We start from the raw sequence: 18,627 nt of genomic DNA, 5'->3' as shown, positions 1-18,627 counted from the left end.
TGACGCTGGACCCGACCAGCCTGCTCAGCTGGGACGAGGACGCGCCTCTCGGCCAGGAGCTCGCCTTCTTCGGGACCGGCCTGGACACCGGGAGGCTGACCGCCGTCCTGCAGAGCTGCCTGCTCACCCCCGAGGAGCTGCTGGCCGGCCCGGCCGCCTGGGCGGAGTACGCGGACCCGTTCCCGCGCTGGGTGGACGAGCACCGGAACTGAACCGAGCGCCCTCCGTCGCGCGGGACTCGACGAGAGCGACCCGCCAAGGACACCATTAGGCGAATGGTCCTCCGAACGCGCCATCGGACTTCTGGAACCCGCCCGATCATTGATGATCTGCGATAACCCTGCAATTGTGACTGGTGTCAAAGATGACGTTGAAAGAAGGAGATGTTCTTGCCAGGCACCAGAAGATCGGTTCGAGCGTTGCTCATGGGCACCGTACTTGCTTTCACTTCATTGGTCGCGACACCTGCGACGGCCGATCCGGGAGTCGTCACAGCGACCCGAACAGCAGAATCGACAATGCAATCTTTCGGCTTGCTCACGCCTATCGCCGCCTCCAGTGAACGCGCCGCTCGACTAAGCTCCGAATCAGAGCACCTGGAGCCGAGCGGCTCCCTCTCGACGAAGTCCGGCCTCACGGTCGAATACAGGAACCACAGCGTCGGCATCACTCCAGGAACCGCTGTCCGATCGGCGAGCGTCGGGCCTTCAGGCGCGCTCGTCTACAACATGAGCGACTCCTACGATTACGCGTTCACAGGGGCAGGCCATGTTCTCAATGCGGGCTTTGCTCTCATCAAGGACCAGGCAGCCCCATCTGATTACAGATTCGACGTGACCGTGGATGGAGAACCCGCCATCCTCGAGTTCATCGACCACTCGGTTGCGGTGAAGGATTCACACGGACGGACCGTCAACTTCATAAATCCGGCCTGGGCCTCAGATTCCACCGGCGCTCCTGTCAGGACCAGTTTCTCGATCGACGGCGGCACGCTGGTGTAGAGAGTGCATCACACGGGCGCATCCTATCCCGTGGTCGCCGACCCCAGCCTCGCCTGTGACACCGCATTCTGTACAATCATGCTCAACAGAACCGAGACGAAAACCGCGTCGCAATCTACCGCAGCAGCGGCAGGATTACTGTGCGGATCAATGACGGCCGCATTCGCCCCCCTCGGAGCGGTGTGCGGCGCTTACGGCGCCGTATTCCACGTCGCCGCAGTTCAAGCGAACAACTCTGGCCAGTGCCTCGGCGCACGCTACCTCACTATAGGTGGCTCTCTGCACCCGGTCATCCAGCGCTGTTAGAGCGCGCGAAGAACAGCGAAGGAGATTCAATGGCCTCTGATCACGATCTCAGTCGGGCGATGCGCCGAGAATTGCGCAATCCCATCCTTGGAGGATTGGCGCTTCTGCTGTTCGGCGGTACAGCGGTTCTATTGCTTCTGTTCTGGTTCACCGATGCACGCGCCGTTCTCACGCCCTTCGTCGGGCCTGGAACGGGACTGGTCCTCACTGCTTTTACCGTGGAGGTAGCTCGACGCGCTAGGAGGCGCATGCGCGCGGAGGAGCGGGAGAGCTGACCTCGGAGCCTCGATCGACGGAGATTCTCGTTGCGCCATTGAGCGGCGAAAATCTCCGTCGCCGGTGGAGGACATTCCGTGTCTGACCAGCCCGGCCGGTATACGCCAACCGGAGTCGAACGATCGGACTATCCAATTTGGGATGCAACCGACATCTACGGCAAACGAAGAGTGATCGACGGAGGGGACGCAGCGCGGCCGTCCACCGTGCGGAGACGACGGACGACCGCCGCGCCGACGGGCTCCGGGACGCACGGAGCCGACCGTGCGCCGGGAGTGTGACGCGCGGAGGCTCCCGCCGGGCGGCGGGTGGGTAGGCTGACCGGACAGCACGTGCTCCGGGGTCGGTGGGAATTCCGAACCGGCGGTCACAGTCCGCGAGCCGCAGCCCCTCGAGAGGGGCGGCGGTTGACCTGGTGGAACTCCAGGACCGACGGTGAAAGTCCGGAGGAGAGGCAGCACGAGCGTCGCGCATCACCGCGCGATGCTGAGCGACGGTGCCCGCGCACATCGCTCGAGACCCCGGAGTTCGGCGACGAACGGAAGAACCGGGAATGACGATCGACTACGAGCACGCGATGCGCCGGGCGCTGGCGCTCGCCGAGCGCGGGCCCGCCCGCGGACCCAACCCGCGCGTGGGCTGCGTGATCCTCGCGCCCGACGGCACCGTCCTCGGCGAGGGCTGGCACCACGGAGCCGGCACCGCGCACGCCGAGGTCGACGCGCTCTCGCACGTCGCACCGGGCGCCGCCGAGGGCGCCACGGCCGTCGTCTCCCTCGAGCCGTGCGACCACACCGGGCGCACGGGTCCCTGCAGCCGCGCCCTGATCGAGGCAGGCGTCTCGCGCGTCGTCTACGCCGTGCCCGATCCGGGCGAGCGCTCGGCCGGCGGCGGTCGCACCCTCCGCGAGGCCGGCGTCGAGGTGATCGAGGGCGTGCTCGCCGAGGAGGGCGAGCAGTTCCTCCACCCGTGGCTCACCGCGACCCGCCTGCACCGCCCCTTCGTCACGCTCAAGTGGGCCTCGACCCTCGACGGCCGCACCGCGGCGGCGGACGGCAGCAGCCGCTGGATCACCGGAGCGGCGGCCCGCCAGCGCGTGCACGAGCAGCGCGCCGCGCACGACGCGATCCTCGTCGGCACCGGCACCGTCCTGGCCGACGACCCCGCCCTCACCGCCCGCGGCGACGGAGGCGAGCTCCTCGCCCACCAGCCGGTGCCCGTCGTCGTCGGCACCCGCTCCGTGCCGTCCGGCGCCCGCCTCCACGAGCACCCCCGCGCCGTGATGGTCGAGCGCACGCACGACCTCGCCGCGGTCCTCGCGCACCTCTACTCCGCCGAGATCCGCAGCGTCTACGTCGAGGCCGGGCCGACCCTCGCCTCCGCGCTCGTCGCCGCCGGGCTGGTCGACGAGTACCTCGTGTTCCTCGCGCCCGCACTCCTCGGCGGCCCCCGCCTCGCGCTCGGCGACCTCGGCGTGGAGAGCATCGGCGAGGCCCGGCGACTCTCCCTCCGCTCGGTCGAGATCCTCGGCGACGACCTCCTCGTGACCGCGCGCCCCGACGTCCTCCCCGCGGGCGGTGCCGGCACTCCGGCCCGCCTCCCCCACGCCCTGCAGATGGAGACCCACTGATGTTCACCGGAATCATCGAGGAGAAGGGCGTCGTGACGGCCGTCGAGGCGGGCGCCGACGCGATCCGCCTCAGCATCCGCGGTCCCCTCGCCGTCGAAGGCGTGCGGCACGGCGACTCGATCGCGGTCTCGGGCGTCTGCCTCACCGTCGTCGAGCACACCGACGACGGGTTCACCGCCGACGTCATGGCGCAGACCCTGCGGATGTCGACCCTCGACGGCGTGAGCGTCGGCGACCCCGTCAACCTCGAGCGCGCCGCGCTGGTCGGCGACCGGCTCGGCGGCCACATCGTCCAGGGTCACATCGACGGCACGGCGACCCTCCTCTCCATCGCCCCGGGCGAGGCCTGGCGGGTGCTGCGGTTCTCGCTGCCGACCGGCATCGCTCCGCTCGTCGTCGACAAGGGCTCGATCGCGGTGGACGGCGTCTCGCTGACCGTCTCGGCGATCAGCCCCGCCGCCGAGCCGGAGCAGTGGTTCGAGGTCTCGCTGATCCCCGAGACGCTCGCCGTCACCACACTGGGCGCGCGCGCGATCGGCGATCAGGTCAACATCGAGACCGACGTCCTGGCCCGCCACGTCGAGCGGATGCTCGCGCTGCGCTCGATCGCGGAGGCCCGCTCATGAGCCTCGCGACCATCCCCGAGGCCGTCGAGGCCCTGCGCGCCGGGCGCCCGATCATCGTCGCGGACGACGAGGGCCGCGAGAACGAGGGCGACGTCATCGTCTCGGCCCAGCTCGCCAGCCAGGAGACGATCGCCTGGATGGTCCGCCACTCCTCCGGCTTCATCTGCGCTCCGATGACCAACGAGATCGCCGACCGGCTCGCCCTGCCGCTGATGGTCGTCGAGAACGAGGACCCGCGCGGAACGGCCTACACGCTCTCGGTCGACGCGGCCGACCGCCTCTCCACCGGCATCAGCGCCTCCGACCGTGCGCACACCCTCCGCGTGCTGGCCGACCCCGAGGCGACCCCCGCGAGGCTGCACCGGCCCGGCCACATCCTTCCGCTGCGCGCGGTCGACGGCGGCGTGCGCGAGCGCGACGGGCACACGGAGGCGGCGGTCGACCTGATGAAGCTCGCCGGCCTCTACCCTGTGGGCGCGATCTCCGAGATCGTCGCCGAGGACGGGGAGATGATGCGGCTGCCGGGGCTGATCGCCCTCGGCGAGCGCGAGGGCGTGCCGGTCACCACGGTCGCGGCCCTCATCGCGTACCTGCAGGAGTTCCACTGCGACACCGAGGTGCCCGTGGCCGTCGCGGTCCCGGAGAGCGCGCGGGTGAGCTTCGAGGTCGAGACCACGGTGCCGACCACGCACGGCCCGTTCCGGATCCGCGCCTACCGCGATCGGCAGACCGGAGCGGATCACGTCGCGATCCTCGCGGGAGAGGTCGCCGCGGGGCGGCCCGCCCTGGTGCGCGTGCACTCCGAGTGCCTGACCGGAGAGGCGTTCGGCTCGCTGAAGTGCGAGTGCGGACCCCAGCTCGACGCCGCGCTCGACACGATCCAGCGCGACGGAGGCGTCGTCGTCTACCTCCGCGGACACGAGGGACGGGGCATCGGCCTGGTCAACAAGCTGCGCGCCTACCGCCTGCAGGAGGACGGCCTCGACACCCTCGACGCCAACCTCGCGCTCGGACTCCCCGCCGATGCGCGCGACTACGGAGCGGCCGTCGGCATCCTCGAGGACCTCGGCCTCACCGAGGTGCGCCTGCTCACCAACAACCCCGAGAAGGTCCGCCAGCTCACCGATCGCGGCATCGTCGTCGCGGAGCGCGTGCCGCTCGTGGTCGGCGTCGGCGCCTTCAACGAGGGCTACCTCGAGACCAAGCGCGACCGCATGGGCCACGCTTTCGACAGCGTCCTCGACCACGACCCCCTCGATGCCGGGATCTCCGGCCTCGCCCTCGACGCCGGGATCGCCGGCGCCACCACGAAGGAGTAGCAATGGCCGGTAGCGGCGCCCCCACCACCTCCCCTCTCGACGGCACGGGACTGCGCGTCGTCGTCATCGCGGGGACCTGGCACGAGCAGATCAGCGACGGCCTGATCGCCGGAGCGAGCCGAGCCCTCGACGAGGCCGGAGCGTCCTGGTCCCTCGTGCGCGTGCCCGGCTCGTTCGAGCTGCCCGTCGCCTCGAAGGCGGCCCTGGAGGCGGGGGCGGACGCGGTCGTCGCCCTCGGCGTGATCATCCGCGGCGGCACCCCGCACTTCGAGTACGTCTCGGACGCCGCCACCTCCGGGCTCACCACCGTCTCGATCCTGACCGGCAAGCCGGTCGGCTTCGGCGTACTCACCCTCGACACCGAGCAGCAGGGCATCGACCGCGCGGGTCTTCCCGGCTCGAAGGAGGACAAGGGGCGCGAGGCGGCCGAGGCGGCGGTCTCGACCGCTCTGCTCCTCCGCTCCCTGCGCAGCTGAACCACTGCGGGCGGCCCCCGTCCTGGGGCCGCCCGCACACGAACCTGGGAGAACACGGAGTAAAGTGGACGGGTCGTCACGAGCGACGCCTCTCTCCTCCCCCTCGCCCCAGCGGCCCGCGACGCCCGATCGACGCCCGCCCCGCCGGCTCGGGGGGAGCCGCCGTCCACACGGAGCCCCTCCCTCATGTCTTCTCCCGCCGTCTCCGACGCGCCAGCAGCCGCCCCGCAGAACTCCCGCGGCCGCGTCATCCTCGCCAGCCTCATCGGCACGTCGATCGAGTTCTACGACTTCTACGCCTACGCGACCGCCGCGGTCCTGGTCTTCCCGTCGCTCTTCTTCGTCAACGAGGATCCGGCCACGGCCCTCCTCGCCTCCTTCGCCGTCTTCGGCGTCGCGTTCATCGCGCGCCCGATCGGGTCGATCATCTTCGGCCACTTCGGCGACCGCGTCGGCCGCAAGGGCACTCTCGTCGCGTCGCTGCTCACGATGGGCGTCGCGACCTTCCTGATCGGCTGCCTGCCCACCGCGCTCACGCCCGGCTGGGAGTTCCTCGCTCCGTTCCTGCTCGTCGTGATGCGCTTCTGCCAGGGTCTCGGCCTCGGCGGCGAGTGGTCCGGAGCCGCGCTGCTCGCGACCGAGAACGCGCCGGCCGGCAAGCGCGCCATCTACGGCACCTTCCCGCAGCTGGGCGCGCCGATCGGCTTCATCGTCGCCAACGTCCTGTTCCTGGTGCTGGCGAGCACGATGAGCGACGAGACGTTCGCCGCCTGGGGCTGGCGCGTGCCGTTCCTCGCGAGCGCCGTGCTCGTGATCATCGGCCTCTACGTGCGGTTCAAGCTCGTCGAGACGCCCGCGTTCCAGAAGGTCGTCGAGAAGGGCGAGGTCGTCAAGCTGCCCCTCGCCCGCGTCTTCGTCACCAGCTGGCGCCCGCTCATCCTGGGCACCTTCATCATGCTGGCGACCTACGTGCTCTTCTACCTGATGACCACGTTCACGCTCACCTACGGCACGTCGCCCGTCGACGGCGCCGTCCCGGGCCTCGGCTACACGCGCAACGACTTCCTCGTCATGCTGATCGTCGGCGTCGTGTTCTTCGGGATCTTCACCCTCGTCTCCGGCCCGCTCGCGGAGCGCTTCGGCCGCCGGCGCACGCTGCTCGTGGTGACCGCGGCGATCCTCGTGTTCGGCCTGCTCTTCGTGCCGCTGTTCAGCGCCGGCTTCGCGGGCGTCATGGCGGTGCTGATCCTCGGCTTCACGCTGATGGGCCTGACCTTCGGCCCGATGGGCGCCGTCCTCCCCGAGCTGTTCCCGACCAACGTCCGCTACACCGGCTCGGCGATGGCCTACAACCTCGCGTCGATCCTCGGAGCGGCGCTCGCGCCGATCATCGCGGTCGCGCTGTGGAGGGCGGCGGGCGGCAGCACCGTGCTGGTCGGCCTGTACCTCAGCGCCGCGGCCGTGCTGACGCTGATCGCGCTCCTGCTCTCGAAGGAGACGAAGAACGCGTCGTACCACGACAACGTCTCGTAGGACTCCCTGCAGAGGACGGCCCGTCGGGATCCCCCGGCGGGCCGTCCGCGCCTCCGCTCCCTCCCTGAGCACCGGGGCCGCCCGCTGGCGGCCTGCTCGCAGCGAGGACGGGGCAGAATGGACGCTGATGAGCACCACCACCTCCCGGCGCGGCGGACGACGACCCTCCCGCGACGACGGACCCCGCGCCTCCTTCTCGCAGCTCGTGCCCTACCTGCTCGAGCACCGCGGCATCCTCTCGGTCGTCGTGGTCCTCAGCCTGTTCGGAGCGGCGGCGAGCCTCGGCCAGCCCCTGCTCGTCGGGCAGGTCATCACCCGGGTCCAGTCCGGTCTCGATCTCGGCCCGCTGGTGTGGGCCCTCGTCGGCCTGGTCGTGGCCTCCGGGCTCATCTCGGGCTTCGCGCACTACCTGCTCCAGCGCACCGGCGAGGGGATCGTGCTCTCGAGCCGCCGCCGCCTGGTCGCGCGGCTGCTGCGCCTCCCGATCCGGGAGTTCGACGCGCGCCGCACCGGCGACCTCGTCTCCCGCGTCGGCTCCGACTCCACCCTCCTGCGCGCCGTGCTGACCCAGGGGCTCGTCGACTCGATCGCGGGCTCCCTCGTCTTCGTCGGCGCGATCATCGCGATGGCCGTCATCGACTGGGTGCTGCTGCTGATCATCGTGGCCGTGGTCGCGGTGGCCCTGGGGCTCGCGCTGACCCTCGGCCGGGGCATCCGCACCGCCAGCCGCATGGCGCAGGAGAAGGTCGGCGATCTGGCCGCGGCCGTCGAGCGCGCCATCAGCGCCGTCCGGACGATCCGTGCGGCCGGAGCCACCGATCGCGAGATCGCGGTCGTCGACCAGCACGCGACGGAGGCGTACCGCCTCGGCATCCGCGTCGCGCACGTCTCGGCCCTCGTGGTGCCGGTGGCCGGGATCGCGATGCAGGTCGCCTTCCTCGCCGTCCTCGGCGTCGGCGGCTACCGCGTCGCGTCCGGCGCGATCGACATCGCCCAGCTGGTCTCGTTCATCCTCTTCCTCTTCATGATGGTGATGCCGCTCGGCAACTTCATCGGCGCCATCACCTCGGTGAATTCGGCGCTGGGCGCTCTCGGCCGCATCCAGGAGATCATCGACCTGCCGATCGAGGGCGACGGCGACGCCTCCGCGGGCGGCCTCGGCGCCGGCGTGGCGGAGGAGGCCATCTCCTTCGAGGACGTGGTGTTCTCCTACGAGGAGGGCGCCGGGCCCGACGCCGCGGCAGTGGCGGAGGAGCGCGATCGCACCGTCCTGCGCGGCGTCTCCTTCACCGTGCCGCGCGGCAAGCGCACCGCCCTGGTCGGACCGTCGGGAGCGGGCAAGAGCACGATCCTCGCCCTCATCGAGCGGTTCTACGACCCGGAGGCCGGCGTCGTCCGACTCGGCGGCGTCGACATCACGGCCATCGACCGCGACGCGCTCCGCGCCCAGATCGGCTACGTCGAGCAGGACGCCCCCGTCCTTGCCGGCACCCTCCGCGAGAACCTCGTCCTCGGCCGCCCCGACGCCGACGACGCCGACTGCCTCCGGGTGCTCGAGGCGGTGAATCTGACCGACGTGCTCGAGCGCAACCCGCTCGGCCTGCATGCGCCGGTGGGCGAGAGCGGAGTGATGCTCTCCGGTGGCGAGCGTCAGCGTCTCGCGATCGGCCGCGCGCTCCTGGCGGCACCGCCGATCCTGCTGCTGGACGAGTCCACGTCGAGCCTCGACGGACTCAACGAGCAGCGCCTGCGCCTGGCGATCGACGCGGTCGCCGAGAACCGGACCCTGCTGGTCATCGCGCACCGCCTGTCGACGGTGGTCGACTCCGACCGCATCGTCGTCCTGCAGAAGGGCGAGGTCGTGGGAGTCGGCACCCACTCCGAGCTCGTCGAGTCGACTCCGCTGTACCGGGATCTCGCGAAGCACCAGCTGCTCGTCTGACGGACACCGCTGCGGCGTATCGAGACCCCCGCCGTCTCATGCCGGTCGAGTAGCCGTGAAGTCGCGAGTCGGGACCTCCGCGGGTCGTGAACGACCGCCCGAGCCCGCTCGTCCCTCAGCGCGGCGGCAGCCGCAGGGCGCCGTCGAGCCGGATGGTCTCGCCGTTGATCATGGGGTTCTCGACGATGTGCCGCACCAGGGCCGCGAACTCCTCGGGGCGTCCGAGGCGGGCCGGATGCGGCGTCGCCGAGCCGAGCGCCTCGCGGGTCTTCTCCGGCAGCCCGGCGAGCAGAGGCGTGTCGAAGGTGCCGGGTGCGATCGAGACCACGCGCACGAGCCGGGCCGCCAGCTCGCGCGCGAGCGGCAGGGTCATCGCCGCGACGGCTCCCTTCGACGCGGCGTAGGCCGCCTGCCCGATCTGCCCCTCGAAGGCGGCGACGGAGGAGGTCGTCACCAGGACTCCGCGCTCCCCGTCGATCGGCTCGCGCTCGGCGATCGACGCCGCGGCGAGGCGCAGCACGTTGAGCGTCCCGGTCGTGTTGATGCGCAGCACCCGCTCGAACTGCTCGAGCGGCAGCGGCCCGTCGCGGCCGAGCAGCCGCCCCGGTGTCGCGACGCCCGCACAGCTCACGGCGATGCGGAGCTCCCCCGCGGCCTCCACGGCGCGCGAGACGGCGTCCGGATCGAGAACGTCCCCGGCGATCAGCTGCACGGAGGCGGGCAGCTGCGCGGCCTCCACCGCGTGCGGAAGATCGAGCACGACCACTCGCGCTCCTGCGGCGTCGAGGGCCGTCGCCGTCGCGGCTCCCAGTCCGGACGCTCCCCCCGCGATCAGCGCGGACGTCCCCTCGAGTCGCACGGTCAGCCCGCCGGAGCGGGGGTCGAGTCGGCGTCGGACTCGTCGGTCGGCTCGCCGCCGGGCTCCCTCGTCGGATCACTGCTCGGCCCCCCGGACGCGAGCGCCTGCGCCGAGCAGTCGGTCAGGGTGGCGTCGTAGGCGTCCCGGGCGCGCTGCGCCGCCGCGCGGACGTCCTCCTCCGCGAGCGGGCTCGCGAGAGGCGGCCGGTCGCTCAGGCCGTAGCGGGCGAGGCAGTCGCTGATCAGGCGGGTCATGCGCGCGCCGCTCTCGGCATCGGCTGTGGCGGTGGGCGCCGGGGCAGCGGTCGCGACGGAGCCCGAGTCGCGCACGGACCCGTCCGGCACGTCCGCGGCGGGACCGGAGCAGGCGGTGATGCTCAGCGCGAGCGCGGCGCCGATGAGCAGCGCGACGGGCGGGCGGAGCGTCGTGCGCAGAAGCATGGACGACCTCGTTCGTGACGGCTGCGGGCGGGAGTGCGGCCACGGTAGCGCAGTCGCCGCCTCACAGGAGCGCTGGGCGCGCTCTCACGTTCCGTGGCACCCCCAACGGGGCACAGGCACGCCTCTCAGGAGGGCTCGGCGAGCGCCCACATCGCGACCGCCGACGCCGCAGCGACGTTGAGCGAGTCGATCCCGTGCCGCATCGGGATCTGGACGGCGACGTCGGCGGCGGCGAGGGCTTCGGCGGTGAGACCCTGCCCCTCGGTGCCGAGCACGAGGGCGACGCGCTCCGGAGCGCGGGCGGCGAAGTCCCGCAGAGGCACCGCCTCCGGCGTCAGCGCCATCGCCGCGATCGTGAAGCCCGCCCCGTGCAGGAGCCGCTGCGTCGACGCCCAGTCGCCGGCGCGCGTCCAGGGCACCTGCAGGACCGTCCCCATGCTCACGCGGATGGCGCGGCGGTAGTACGGATCGGAGCAGCGCGGCGTCACCAGCACCGCATCCGCACCGATCGCCCCGACGGAGCGGAAGATCGCGCCGACGTTCGTCGGGTCGACCACGTCCTCGAGCACGACGATGCGGCGGGATCCCGCGAGCAGACCCGCCGGGTCGGGCAGCGCGGGCCGGTCCATCGCCGCGATCAGGCCGCGGTGCAGGGTGTACCCGGTGAGCTCGGCCAGGAGCTCGCCCGGGCCCGTGAAGACGGGGACGTCGAAGCGGCCGACCAGGCGCTCGGCCTCGGCGGCCGACCCGCCGAGCGCGAGGACCGAGCGCGGCCGGTGCCCGGCGGCGATCGCGCGCTCGAGCACGAGCGCCGATTCCGCGATGTACAGGCCGTGCGGGCCGCGGGCGTTCTTCAGCGCGACGTCCGTGGCGTGCGCGTAGTCGCGCAGCCGCGGATCGTCGAGCGCGGTGACCTCGATCCGCTCCACCGGGTCAGGCGAAGGGGTCGGGGGTGAGCGTGTACTTGGTGCTGAGGTACTCGTGGATCCCCTCGAGCCCGCCCTCGCGGCCGAGGCCCGACTGCTTCACCCCGCCGAAGGGCGCCGCCGCGTTCGACACGACGCCGACGTTGAGCCCCATCATCCCGGTGGCGAGCCGCTCGATCATCCGCTGACCGCGGGCGAGGTCGCGCGTGAAGACGTAGGACACCAGTCCGTACTCGGTGTCGTTGGCGAGCGCGACGGCGTCGTCCTCGTCCGTGAACGGCACGATCGCGAGGACAGGGCCGAAGATCTCCGTGCGGAGGATCTCGCTCTCCCGGTCGACCCCCGCGAGCACGGACGGCCGGTAGAAGTGGCCGGCCCCCTCGATCCGCTCGCCGCCGGCGAGCAGGCGCGCGCCGCGCGAGACGGCGTCCTCCACCAGGGCGGACGCCTTCTCGACCGCGCGCTCGTCGATCAGGGGGCCGATGGTCACCCCGTCCTCGGTGCCGCGGCCGACGCGCAGTGCGCGCACGCGCTCCACGATCCGCGCGGCGAACTCCTCGGCGATCGACTCGTGCACGAAGAAGCGGTTGGCGGCCGTGCAGGCCTGGCCGATGTTGCGGAACTTCGCGAGCATCGCGCCCTCGACCGCCCGATCGAGGTCGGCGTCCTCGAACACGACGAAGGGCGCGTTGCCGCCCAGCTCCATCGAGGTCCGCAGCACGTTCTCGGAGGCCTGCTGCAGCAGGGTGCGCCCCACCGGCGTGGAGCCCGTGAAGGAGACCTTCCGCAGGCGCGGATCCGACAGGATCGGAGCCGACACGGCCCCCGCCGAGGACGTGGTGACCACGTTGAGCACGCCGTCGGGGAGCCCCGCCTCGGCCAGCAGTGCCGCGAAGGCGAGCGTCGTGAGCGGAGTGAGCTCGGCCGGCTTCACGACGACGGTGCATCCCGCCGCCAGCGCCGGAGCGATCTTCCGCGTCGCCATCGCGAGCGGGAAGTTCCACGGGGTGATCAGGTAGCAGGGGCCCACCGGGTGCTGCGAGACGATCATCCGGCCGCTGCCCTCGGGCGAGACTCCGTAGCGTCCGCTGATGCGCACCGCCTCCTCGCTGAACCAGCGGAGGAACTCGCCGCCGTAGACGACCTCGCCCCTCGCCTCCGCGACGGGCTTGCCCATCTCGAGCGCCATCAGGAGCGCGAACTCCTCGGTGCGCTCCTGCAGGAGGTCGAACGCCCGCCGGAGGATCTCGCCCCGCTTCCGCGGCGCCGTCGCGGCCCACGACGCACCGGCGGCCACGGCGGCGTCGAGCGCCCGGACCCCGTCCTCCGGAGTCGCGTCGGCGATCGAGACCAGGACCGCTCCGGTGGCCGGGTCCTCGACGTCGATCGAGCCGCCGCCGGAGGCGTCCACCCACTCACCGCCGATCAGCAGCTGCGTGGGGATGCGGGCGAGCAGAGCGGTCTCGGCGGCGCGGGACGCGACGGAATCAGTCACAGGAGGGAACCACTTCTTCGGATCGGAGCGCGCAGACCGCGCCAGGAGGAGCTTCTCGTCCTCCCAGTGTAGGACGAGCGATCGTTCCGGGGGCGGGGTCGCCGGGAGCCGGGAGGACCTGCACCGCCGTGAGCCCTGGGGAGGGACGAGCGCTCAGGCGGACCGCTCGACGCGGACTCCCGCGTCCGTCAGCTCGCGCAGCGCCGCGGCACTCGCCTCCTCGGAGACGCCCGCGATCAGGTCCTCGAGCACGCGGACCTCGAGCCCCGCCCGTCGCGCGTCGAGCGCCGAGGCGCGCACGCAGTGGTCGGTCGCGAGCCCCACGACGTCGAGCGCGGTGACGCCCCGCTCCGCGAGCACGACGCCGAGCTCCTCGCCCGCCTCCGTCGTGCCCTCGAAGGCCGAGTAGGAGGGGCGGCCCTGCCCCTTGAGGATCTGGACGTCGATCCGAGCGGTGTCCAGTGCCGGGTGGAACCGCGCGCCGTCCGTGCCCGCGACGCAGTGGACGGGCCAGCTGTCGACGAAGTCCGGCTCCGCCGCGAAGTGGCCGCCGTTGTCGGAGTCGCCCTCGTGCCAGTCGCGGGAGGCCAGCACCGCGGAGTAGCGGTCGGGGTGCGCCGCCAGATGCGCGGTGATGCCCTGGGCGACCGCCGCGCCGCCCGTGACGGCGAGCGCGCCGCCCTCGGTGAAGTCGTTCTGCACGTCGACGATCAGGAGTGCGGTGGTCATCGTGGGCCTTCCGGGTCGAGGAGGGAGGAGGAGCGGGCGGTCGGCCCGCCCGGATCAGGAGTCGGAGAGCGAGGACCCGCAGCGGTAGACGCCCGTCACCAGGGTGTCGATCGCGGTCTTCGCCGAGTCGGAGACGTCGCCGAGAGCGTAGACCGCGAACGTCAGGTCGGTGCCGTCCGCCGCGGTGACCACGCCGGCCAGGGTGTAGCCGGTGTCGATCCAGCCCGTCTTCGCGCGCACCGCACCGTCGGCCGCGGCGTTGTCGCCGGCGAACCGGTCGGAGTAGGAGAGCGACCCTGTCCGGCCCGACACCGGCAGGCCGTCGAGGAGGATCCCGAGCTGCCCCTCGCGGGCCCGGACCTTCCGGAGCAGCTCGGTGAAGTACGCCGGCGCGACCGCGTTGTCGTCGCTCAGGCCGGAGCCGTCGACGATCGCGATCCCGGACGTGTCGACGCCGTAGCCGGCGAGCCCCTGCAGCACACCGGCCTGCTCGGCACCGAAGTCACTGCCCGCGCCGGTGCGGATCGCCACGAGCCGCGCGAGCATCTCGGCGATCGCGTTGTCGGAGACGAGCAGCATCTGCTGCACAAGGGTGCCGACCGGGGCCGACTCCACCGTGCCGAGAACCGCGGCGCCCGCGGGAGCGGTCCCGGTGGAGACCACGGGCGAGGCGTCCAGCTCGTCGGCGAACGCCTCTCCGGCCCGGCCGACCGGATCCGTGCCGCGCTCGGAGGTCGAGGCCGCAGGGTCCTCGCGATCGCCGTCCACCTGGAGCGCCGTGATCTCGGGCATGTAGCCGTCGACCTGCTCCTTGCGGTTCCAGCTCGGCTGCCAGGTCTCGCCCGAGTAGAGGGAGGAGTCGAGCACCAGCGACGTGATCGGCGTCCCCGCGGTCGAGGGGTCCGCCTCCCAGGCGCTCTCGACCTGCGCTGCGAGGTCGTCGAGGTGCGCCGCTCCGGAGTAGGTCGACTCCTGGCCGGTCGGGAGCCGGGTCAGGGTGAGATCTCCCCCGCCGACGAGGACGACGCTCCCGGGCTCGCTCCCCCGGACCACGGTCGTGGCGATGCGCGTCTCCGGGCCGAGGACCGCGAGCGCCGACGCGGCCGTCAGGATCTTGAGGGCGGAGGCGGTGCGCGACGCGGTCCCGCCCCCGCGGTCGAACAGGACCTCGCCCGTCGCGGCGTCGACCACACGAGCCTGCATCGAGCCCAGACGCGGGTCGGCAGCGAGCTCCGCCACCGAGCAGGTGCGGAGCGCCTCGGCCGCCGCTTCGGCGGTGGGCCGTGCCGTCGCCGTCTGCGTCGGAGCGGGAGTCGTGCCGGCGGTCGGGGTCGAGACGACGGGCAGCGCCCCCGGCTCCGCGGCGCTGCCGAGAGCCGTCCCGACGCCGAAGGCGCCGCCACCGAGCACGGCGACCGCGAGCACCGCGGCGACCACGAGAGTGCGGCGACGGCGGGGAGGAGGGGTGTCGGTCATCCGCAACAGGGTAGCGACGCGAGTTCGACGCGACCTGGACGTCGCGGATCCCGCCTGGACGTCGCGGGCGGAGGGAGAGGGAGCCGCCTGTGGGAATCGAACCCACGACCTTCTCATTACGAGTGAGACGCTCTGCCGACTGAGCTAAGGCGGCGTGCACGCGGGGCCTGAGCCCCGGACACGATTACACAGCATAGCCTGCTCGCGCGCCCGGGCGTGAATCAGGGCGGCGCGGTCGAGCAGAGGCTCCGGGGACGGCGGCCGCGGCCGCCGCGCTCGGCTCAGGCGAGCGCGCCGCGCAGCTCCTCGAAGGAGCGGGCGATGCGTCCGGGCAGAGCCTCCCGGCCGTCGTGATCGACCCACGCCGCCCAGGCGTGGCGCACGGCGGCGAGCCCGAGGAGCGTCAGCATCCGCGCCCGGCTGCGCACCCGCTCCGCGTCTTCGTCCTCCCGTCCGAGTCGCTCGGCGACGAGCCCCTCGACCGCGAGCTCGAACTCGCGCATGCCCGCGATCTTCAAGCCGACCAGATGCGGGTGCTCGCGGAAGAGCGCGCGGCGGAGGACGTGCAGCTCCCGGTCCTCCTCGAGCGGCTCCTCCATCGCGGCGACGAAGACCCGCTGCAGGTCCTCGAGCACGGCGCCCCGGCCCGCGACGAACGCCGCCGCCGTCTCGTCGGCGATGACCGGGAGCCCGCCGACCAGCGCGTCCTCCTTCGAGGCGAAGTAGTTGAAGAAGGTGCGCGTGGAGACGTCGGCGGCGCGCGAGACGTCCTCGATGGTCACACGCTCCGGCCCGCGCTCGCTCGCGAGCCGGAGGACGGCGATCTCGATGGCCCGCCGAGTGGCCAGGCGCTTGCGCTCGCGGAGCCCGGGCTGCTGCTCGCGGGGCCGCTCCTGCTCGGTCAGCACTGCGGATCCTCCTCCGGGACGGTCCCCTCGAGCAGGTACGCGTCGACCGCGTCGTTCACGCAGGACGTCGACTTGTTGTAGGCCGTGTGCCCCTCGCCGTCGTAGGTGACCAGACGGCCGGCGGAGAGCTCGCCGGCGAGCGCCTGCGCCCACACGTAGGGCGTCGCGGGATCGTTCGTGGTGCCCACGACCAGGATGGGCGCCGAGCCCTCCGCGGTGATCGGCTCGCGGGAGCCCTCGAACGCCGCCGGCCACTCGCTGCAGAGGATGTCGCCGTAGGCCATGTAGCGGCCGATCGTCGGCGCGGCCTGCTCGAGAGCGGCCTCGTCGGCGCGCATCGAGGCGGTGTCGGCGTCGTAGGAGTAGTCGACGCAGTTGATCGCGAAGAACGCCTCGGTGGTGTTGTCCGCGTACCGGCCGTCCGCGTCGCGCCCGTTGTACGCGTCCGCGTACTGGAACGCGACCGCGGGGTCGCCCCGGCGCACGTCGGCGAGCATCTCGCTCAGCGCTCCCCACGCCGTGGCGTCGTAGAGCGGGTAGACGATCGCGGTGAACAGCGTGCTCGCGCCGAGCTCACGGCCGTCGGCGGCCCGGATCGGCGAGGCGTCCACGTCCGCGAGCATGCGCTCCAGCTGGGCCATTCCCGCGTCGACGGCGCCCGTGAACGGGCAGTCGTCCGAGCGGAGGCAGTCGGCGAGGTAGGCGCGCAGTGCGCTCTCGAACCCCTTCGCCTGCTCACGCACCACGTCGAACGAGGTCGCCGCCGGATCGATCGCGCCGTCGAGGACGAGGCGGCCGACCCGGTCCGGGAAGAGCCCGGCGTAGGTCGCTCCGAGGAACGTGCCGTAGGAGTAGCCGAGGTAGTGCAGCGTCTCGTCGCCCAGCGCCGCGCGCAGCACGTCGAGATCACGGGCGGCGCTCGGGGTGCCGACCTCGGGCAGCAGCGGCCCGCTGCGCTCCGCGCAGGCGGCGGCGAACGCGGCGGCGGACGTGCGCTGCGCCTGGATCCACTCGTCGCTGCCCCGCTCCCCCGGCGTGATGTCGTAGAGGTAGGAGTCGAGGCCCGCGGCGTCGAGGCACGAGACGGCGGTGGAGGCGCCCACTCCGCGCGGATCGAAGCCGACGACGTCGTACCGGGCCGCGAGCGCGGAGTCGACCGCGTAGTCGGCGCTGTCGCGGATGAAGTCGACGCCCGACGCTCCCGGCCCGCCCGGGTTCACGAGCAGGGACCCCATCGCCGGGCCCTGCGTCGCGGGCCGGCGCACCAGGGCGATCGACGCCGTCTCCCCCGACGGGACGTCCCAGTCGAGCGGGACGGTCGCGTCGGTGCAGAGAGCGCCGTCGCCGCAGTCGTCCCAGACCAGCACCTGCGAGTAGAAGCGCTCCAGGGAGTCGTCGACGGTCTGCGGATACGGGGTGGAGGTCCGGTCGACGGTCGGGCCGGGCGCGAAGCAGCCGGTCAGGAGGGACGCCGCAGCGACGAGCGCGACGACGACGGCCGACCGGCGCCCCCGCCTCACGCGGCCACCGGACGGCGAGCAGCCACCACGAGCAGAGCCTCGAGAGCGAGGACCGGGGAGACGTTCGCGTCGATCCGCTGCCGGGCGGTCGCGATCGCGTCGAGGACGGCGAGCGTGCGGTCGGGCGGAGTCGAGTCGGCGAGCGCGGTCATCTCGGTCCGGACCTCCTCGTTGATGACGCCGCCGGGCGCCCCGAGCTGGAGGCGCACCACATCGCGGTAGAGGGAGAGCAGGTCGACGAGGATGCGGTCGAGGCCGTCGCGGAGGCTCCGGGTCGCGCGTCGCTTCTGGTCCTCCTCGAGCGCCCGCAGCTGCGAGCGGAGCTGCGCGGGCACGGTGCCCCCGGGCTCGACGCCGAGCGAGCGCAGCGCCTGCTGCCGCTCGGCCTCGTCGCGCTCGAGCGTGATCGCCTTGGCGTCCTCGGTCGCGACCTCGATCATCCGCGCCGCGCCGAGCACCGCGTCCGAGACGCCGCGGAGGCGCAGGGCGATGCGGAGCGTCTCCTCGCGGCGCTCGCGCGCGTTCGCGTCGGTCGCCAGGCGGTGCGCCATCCCGATGTGGCTCTGAGCCTGGCGGGCGGCGCGCTCGGCGGTCTCGGGGTCGACCCCGTCGCGTCGCTCGAGGAGACCGGCGACGTCCTCGACGCTCGGCACGCGGAGCCGCACGGAGCGGACGCGGGAGCGGATGGTGGGGAGCAGATCGGCCTCGCTCGGGGCGCACAGGATCCAGACCGTGCGCTCCGGCGGCTCCTCGAGTGCCTTCAGCAGCACGTTGGAGGTGCGCTCGCTCATCCGGTCGGCGTCCTCGATGACCATGACGCGGTAGCGCGACACCGAGGGCGAGTACTGCGAGCTGCTGACCAGCCGCCGCACCTCGTCGATCGAGATGATCACGCGCTCGGTCGTCAGCACGGCGAGGTCGGGGTGGGAGCGCGCGGCGACCTGGCGGCAGTCGGGGCACTCCCCGCAGCCGCCGTGGCGGCAGAGCAGTGCGGAGGCGAAGGCGTAGGCGAGGTTCGAGCGGCCGGACCCGGGAGGGCCGGTGATGAGCCAGGAGTGCGTCATCGACGACGACTCCCGGCCGCGGTCGTCCCGGGGCGTCGAGGCGTCCTGCAGGGCGCCGATAGCGTGCTCCTGCCCGACGAGCTGGCTCCAGACGGTCATGC

Annotated in this window: 17 protein-coding genes, 1 tRNA gene, 1 pseudogene and 1 riboswitch; of the genes and pseudogenes, 9 read left to right on the top strand and 10 right to left on the bottom strand. The window is 72.4% G+C overall.

The genetic code is table 11. From position 1 onward, the window contains the following. The 9 genes and pseudogenes from C5C24_RS18010 to C5C24_RS12370 form a co-directional block, all read left to right on the top strand. A pseudogene (locus C5C24_RS18010) lies at positions 1-212 on the top strand (cobalamin biosynthesis protein CobW); the annotation flags it as partial. A gap of 213 nt (positions 213-425) precedes the next feature. Further along, positions 426-1,001 (top strand): hypothetical protein, encoded by a 576-nt coding sequence (locus C5C24_RS17695; RefSeq protein ID WP_146082615.1) that lies wholly within the window; start codon positions 426-428, stop codon positions 999-1,001. Positions 1,002-1,336: 335 nt separating this feature from the next. Continuing rightward, positions 1,337-1,582, top strand: a complete 246-nt coding sequence (locus tag C5C24_RS17690) for a hypothetical protein (RefSeq protein WP_146078468.1) — start codon at positions 1,337-1,339, stop codon at positions 1,580-1,582. A gap of 331 nt (positions 1,583-1,913) precedes the next feature. Then, positions 1,914-2,046, top strand: a riboswitch (FMN riboswitch). A 90-nt stretch (positions 2,047-2,136) separates the two neighbouring features. Continuing rightward, positions 2,137-3,213: a bifunctional diaminohydroxyphosphoribosylaminopyrimidine deaminase/5-amino-6-(5-phosphoribosylamino)uracil reductase RibD gene (ribD, locus tag C5C24_RS12395; protein WP_258065211.1), complete on the top strand. Its 1,077-nt coding sequence runs from the start codon at positions 2,137-2,139 to the stop codon at positions 3,211-3,213. After that, a complete protein-coding gene (locus C5C24_RS12390) occupies positions 3,213-3,839 on the top strand; it encodes a riboflavin synthase (protein WP_104305097.1) in 627 nt (208 codons plus the stop codon). The genes ribD and C5C24_RS12390 overlap by 1 nt, the downstream gene beginning before the upstream one ends. Continuing rightward, positions 3,836-5,158 carry a GTP cyclohydrolase II gene (gene ribA, locus C5C24_RS12385; protein ID WP_104280811.1) on the top strand — a complete coding sequence of 441 codons (1,323 nt, stop codon included), beginning with the start codon at positions 3,836-3,838 and terminating at the stop codon, positions 5,156-5,158. Before C5C24_RS12390 ends, ribA begins: the two co-directional genes overlap by 4 nt. A 2-nt stretch (positions 5,159-5,160) precedes the next feature. Next, entirely contained in the window at positions 5,161-5,634 is a 474-nt protein-coding gene (gene ribH, locus C5C24_RS12380; RefSeq protein ID WP_104305096.1) for a 6,7-dimethyl-8-ribityllumazine synthase, read from the top strand. Positions 5,635-5,820: 186 nt separating this feature from the next. Then, complete coding sequence (locus tag C5C24_RS12375) at positions 5,821-7,167, top strand: MFS transporter (RefSeq protein ID WP_104280812.1); 1,347 nt, start codon at positions 5,821-5,823, stop codon at positions 7,165-7,167. A 127-nt stretch (positions 7,168-7,294) separates the two neighbouring features. Further along, positions 7,295-9,109: an ABC transporter ATP-binding protein gene (locus C5C24_RS12370; protein WP_104280813.1), complete on the top strand. Its 1,815-nt coding sequence runs from the start codon at positions 7,295-7,297 to the stop codon at positions 9,107-9,109. Positions 9,110-9,224: 115 nt separating this feature from the next. Here C5C24_RS12370 and C5C24_RS12365 read toward each other — a convergent pair whose 3' ends face one another. From C5C24_RS12365 to C5C24_RS12320, 10 genes are all read right to left on the bottom strand, one after another. Beyond that, positions 9,225-9,968: an SDR family NAD(P)-dependent oxidoreductase gene (locus C5C24_RS12365; RefSeq protein WP_104276349.1), complete on the bottom strand. Its 744-nt coding sequence runs from the start codon at positions 9,966-9,968 to the stop codon at positions 9,225-9,227. Between the two features lie 2 nt (positions 9,969-9,970). Then, positions 9,971-10,408 (bottom strand): hypothetical protein, encoded by a 438-nt coding sequence (locus C5C24_RS12360; protein WP_104280815.1) that lies wholly within the window; start codon positions 10,406-10,408, stop codon positions 9,971-9,973. 125 nt (positions 10,409-10,533) lie between these two features. Further along, complete coding sequence (locus tag C5C24_RS12355; RefSeq protein ID WP_104305095.1) at positions 10,534-11,337, bottom strand: RNA methyltransferase; 804 nt, start codon at positions 11,335-11,337, stop codon at positions 10,534-10,536. Between the two features lie 4 nt (positions 11,338-11,341). After that, positions 11,342-12,829 carry an NAD-dependent succinate-semialdehyde dehydrogenase gene (locus C5C24_RS12350; protein ID WP_104305094.1) on the bottom strand — a complete coding sequence of 496 codons (1,488 nt, stop codon included), beginning with the start codon at positions 12,827-12,829 and terminating at the stop codon, positions 11,342-11,344. A gap of 153 nt (positions 12,830-12,982) precedes the next feature. Beyond that, a complete protein-coding gene (locus C5C24_RS12345; protein WP_104280816.1) occupies positions 12,983-13,558 on the bottom strand; it encodes a nicotinamidase in 576 nt (191 codons plus the stop codon). 54 nt (positions 13,559-13,612) lie between these two features. After that, a complete protein-coding gene (gene dacB, locus C5C24_RS12340; RefSeq protein WP_146082614.1) occupies positions 13,613-15,034 on the bottom strand; it encodes a D-alanyl-D-alanine carboxypeptidase/D-alanyl-D-alanine-endopeptidase in 1,422 nt (473 codons plus the stop codon). Between the two features lie 81 nt (positions 15,035-15,115). Next, positions 15,116-15,188 (bottom strand) — tRNA-Thr (locus C5C24_RS12335). 127 nt (positions 15,189-15,315) lie between these two features. Then, on the bottom strand, positions 15,316-15,942 hold the full coding sequence (locus C5C24_RS12330; RefSeq protein WP_219812877.1) for a TetR/AcrR family transcriptional regulator: 627 nt from the start codon (positions 15,940-15,942) through the stop codon (positions 15,316-15,318). After that, on the bottom strand, positions 15,936-17,462 hold the full coding sequence (locus tag C5C24_RS12325; protein WP_104305093.1) for an alpha/beta hydrolase: 1,527 nt from the start codon (positions 17,460-17,462) through the stop codon (positions 15,936-15,938). The genes C5C24_RS12330 and C5C24_RS12325 overlap by 7 nt, the downstream gene beginning before the upstream one ends. Continuing rightward, positions 17,459-18,625: a DNA polymerase III subunit delta' gene (locus tag C5C24_RS12320; RefSeq protein ID WP_104280818.1), complete on the bottom strand. Its 1,167-nt coding sequence runs from the start codon at positions 18,623-18,625 to the stop codon at positions 17,459-17,461. Before C5C24_RS12320 ends, C5C24_RS12325 begins: the two co-directional genes overlap by 4 nt. Positions 18,626-18,627 lie beyond the last annotated feature (2 nt).

This window comes from Rathayibacter sp. AY2B3 (assembly GCF_002931755.1).
Classification (GTDB): Bacteria; Actinomycetota; Actinomycetes; order Actinomycetales; family Microbacteriaceae; genus Rathayibacter.
This window is presented reverse-complemented; position numbering and strand designations above follow the sequence as displayed.

Excerpts from the sequence above, each read along its gene's own strand:
- C5C24_RS12390 (WP_104305097.1), top strand. The coding sequence starts at position 3,213 with ATGTTCACCGGAATCATCGAGGAGAAGGGCGTCGTGACGGCCGTCGAG.
- ribH (WP_104305096.1), top strand. The coding sequence starts at position 5,161 with ATGGCCGGTAGCGGCGCCCCCACCACCTCCCCTCTCGACGGCACGGGA.
- C5C24_RS17690 (WP_146078468.1), top strand. The coding sequence starts at position 1,337 with ATGGCCTCTGATCACGATCTCAGTCGGGCGATGCGCCGAGAATTGCGC.
- ribA (WP_104280811.1), top strand. The coding sequence starts at position 3,836 with ATGAGCCTCGCGACCATCCCCGAGGCCGTCGAGGCCCTGCGCGCCGGG.
- C5C24_RS12345 (WP_104280816.1), bottom strand. The coding sequence starts at position 13,558 with ATGACCACCGCACTCCTGATCGTCGACGTGCAGAACGACTTCACCGAG.
- C5C24_RS17695 (WP_146082615.1), top strand. The coding sequence starts at position 426 with ATGGGCACCGTACTTGCTTTCACTTCATTGGTCGCGACACCTGCGACG.
- C5C24_RS12375 (WP_104280812.1), top strand. The coding sequence starts at position 5,821 with ATGTCTTCTCCCGCCGTCTCCGACGCGCCAGCAGCCGCCCCGCAGAAC.
- ribD (WP_258065211.1), top strand. The coding sequence starts at position 2,137 with ATGACGATCGACTACGAGCACGCGATGCGCCGGGCGCTGGCGCTCGCC.
- C5C24_RS12360 (WP_104280815.1), bottom strand. The coding sequence starts at position 10,408 with ATGCTTCTGCGCACGACGCTCCGCCCGCCCGTCGCGCTGCTCATCGGC.
- C5C24_RS12370 (WP_104280813.1), top strand. The coding sequence starts at position 7,295 with ATGAGCACCACCACCTCCCGGCGCGGCGGACGACGACCCTCCCGCGAC.
- dacB (WP_146082614.1), bottom strand. The coding sequence starts at position 15,034 with ATGACCGACACCCCTCCTCCCCGCCGTCGCCGCACTCTCGTGGTCGCC.
- C5C24_RS12320 (WP_104280818.1), bottom strand. The coding sequence starts at position 18,625 with ATGACCGTCTGGAGCCAGCTCGTCGGGCAGGAGCACGCTATCGGCGCC.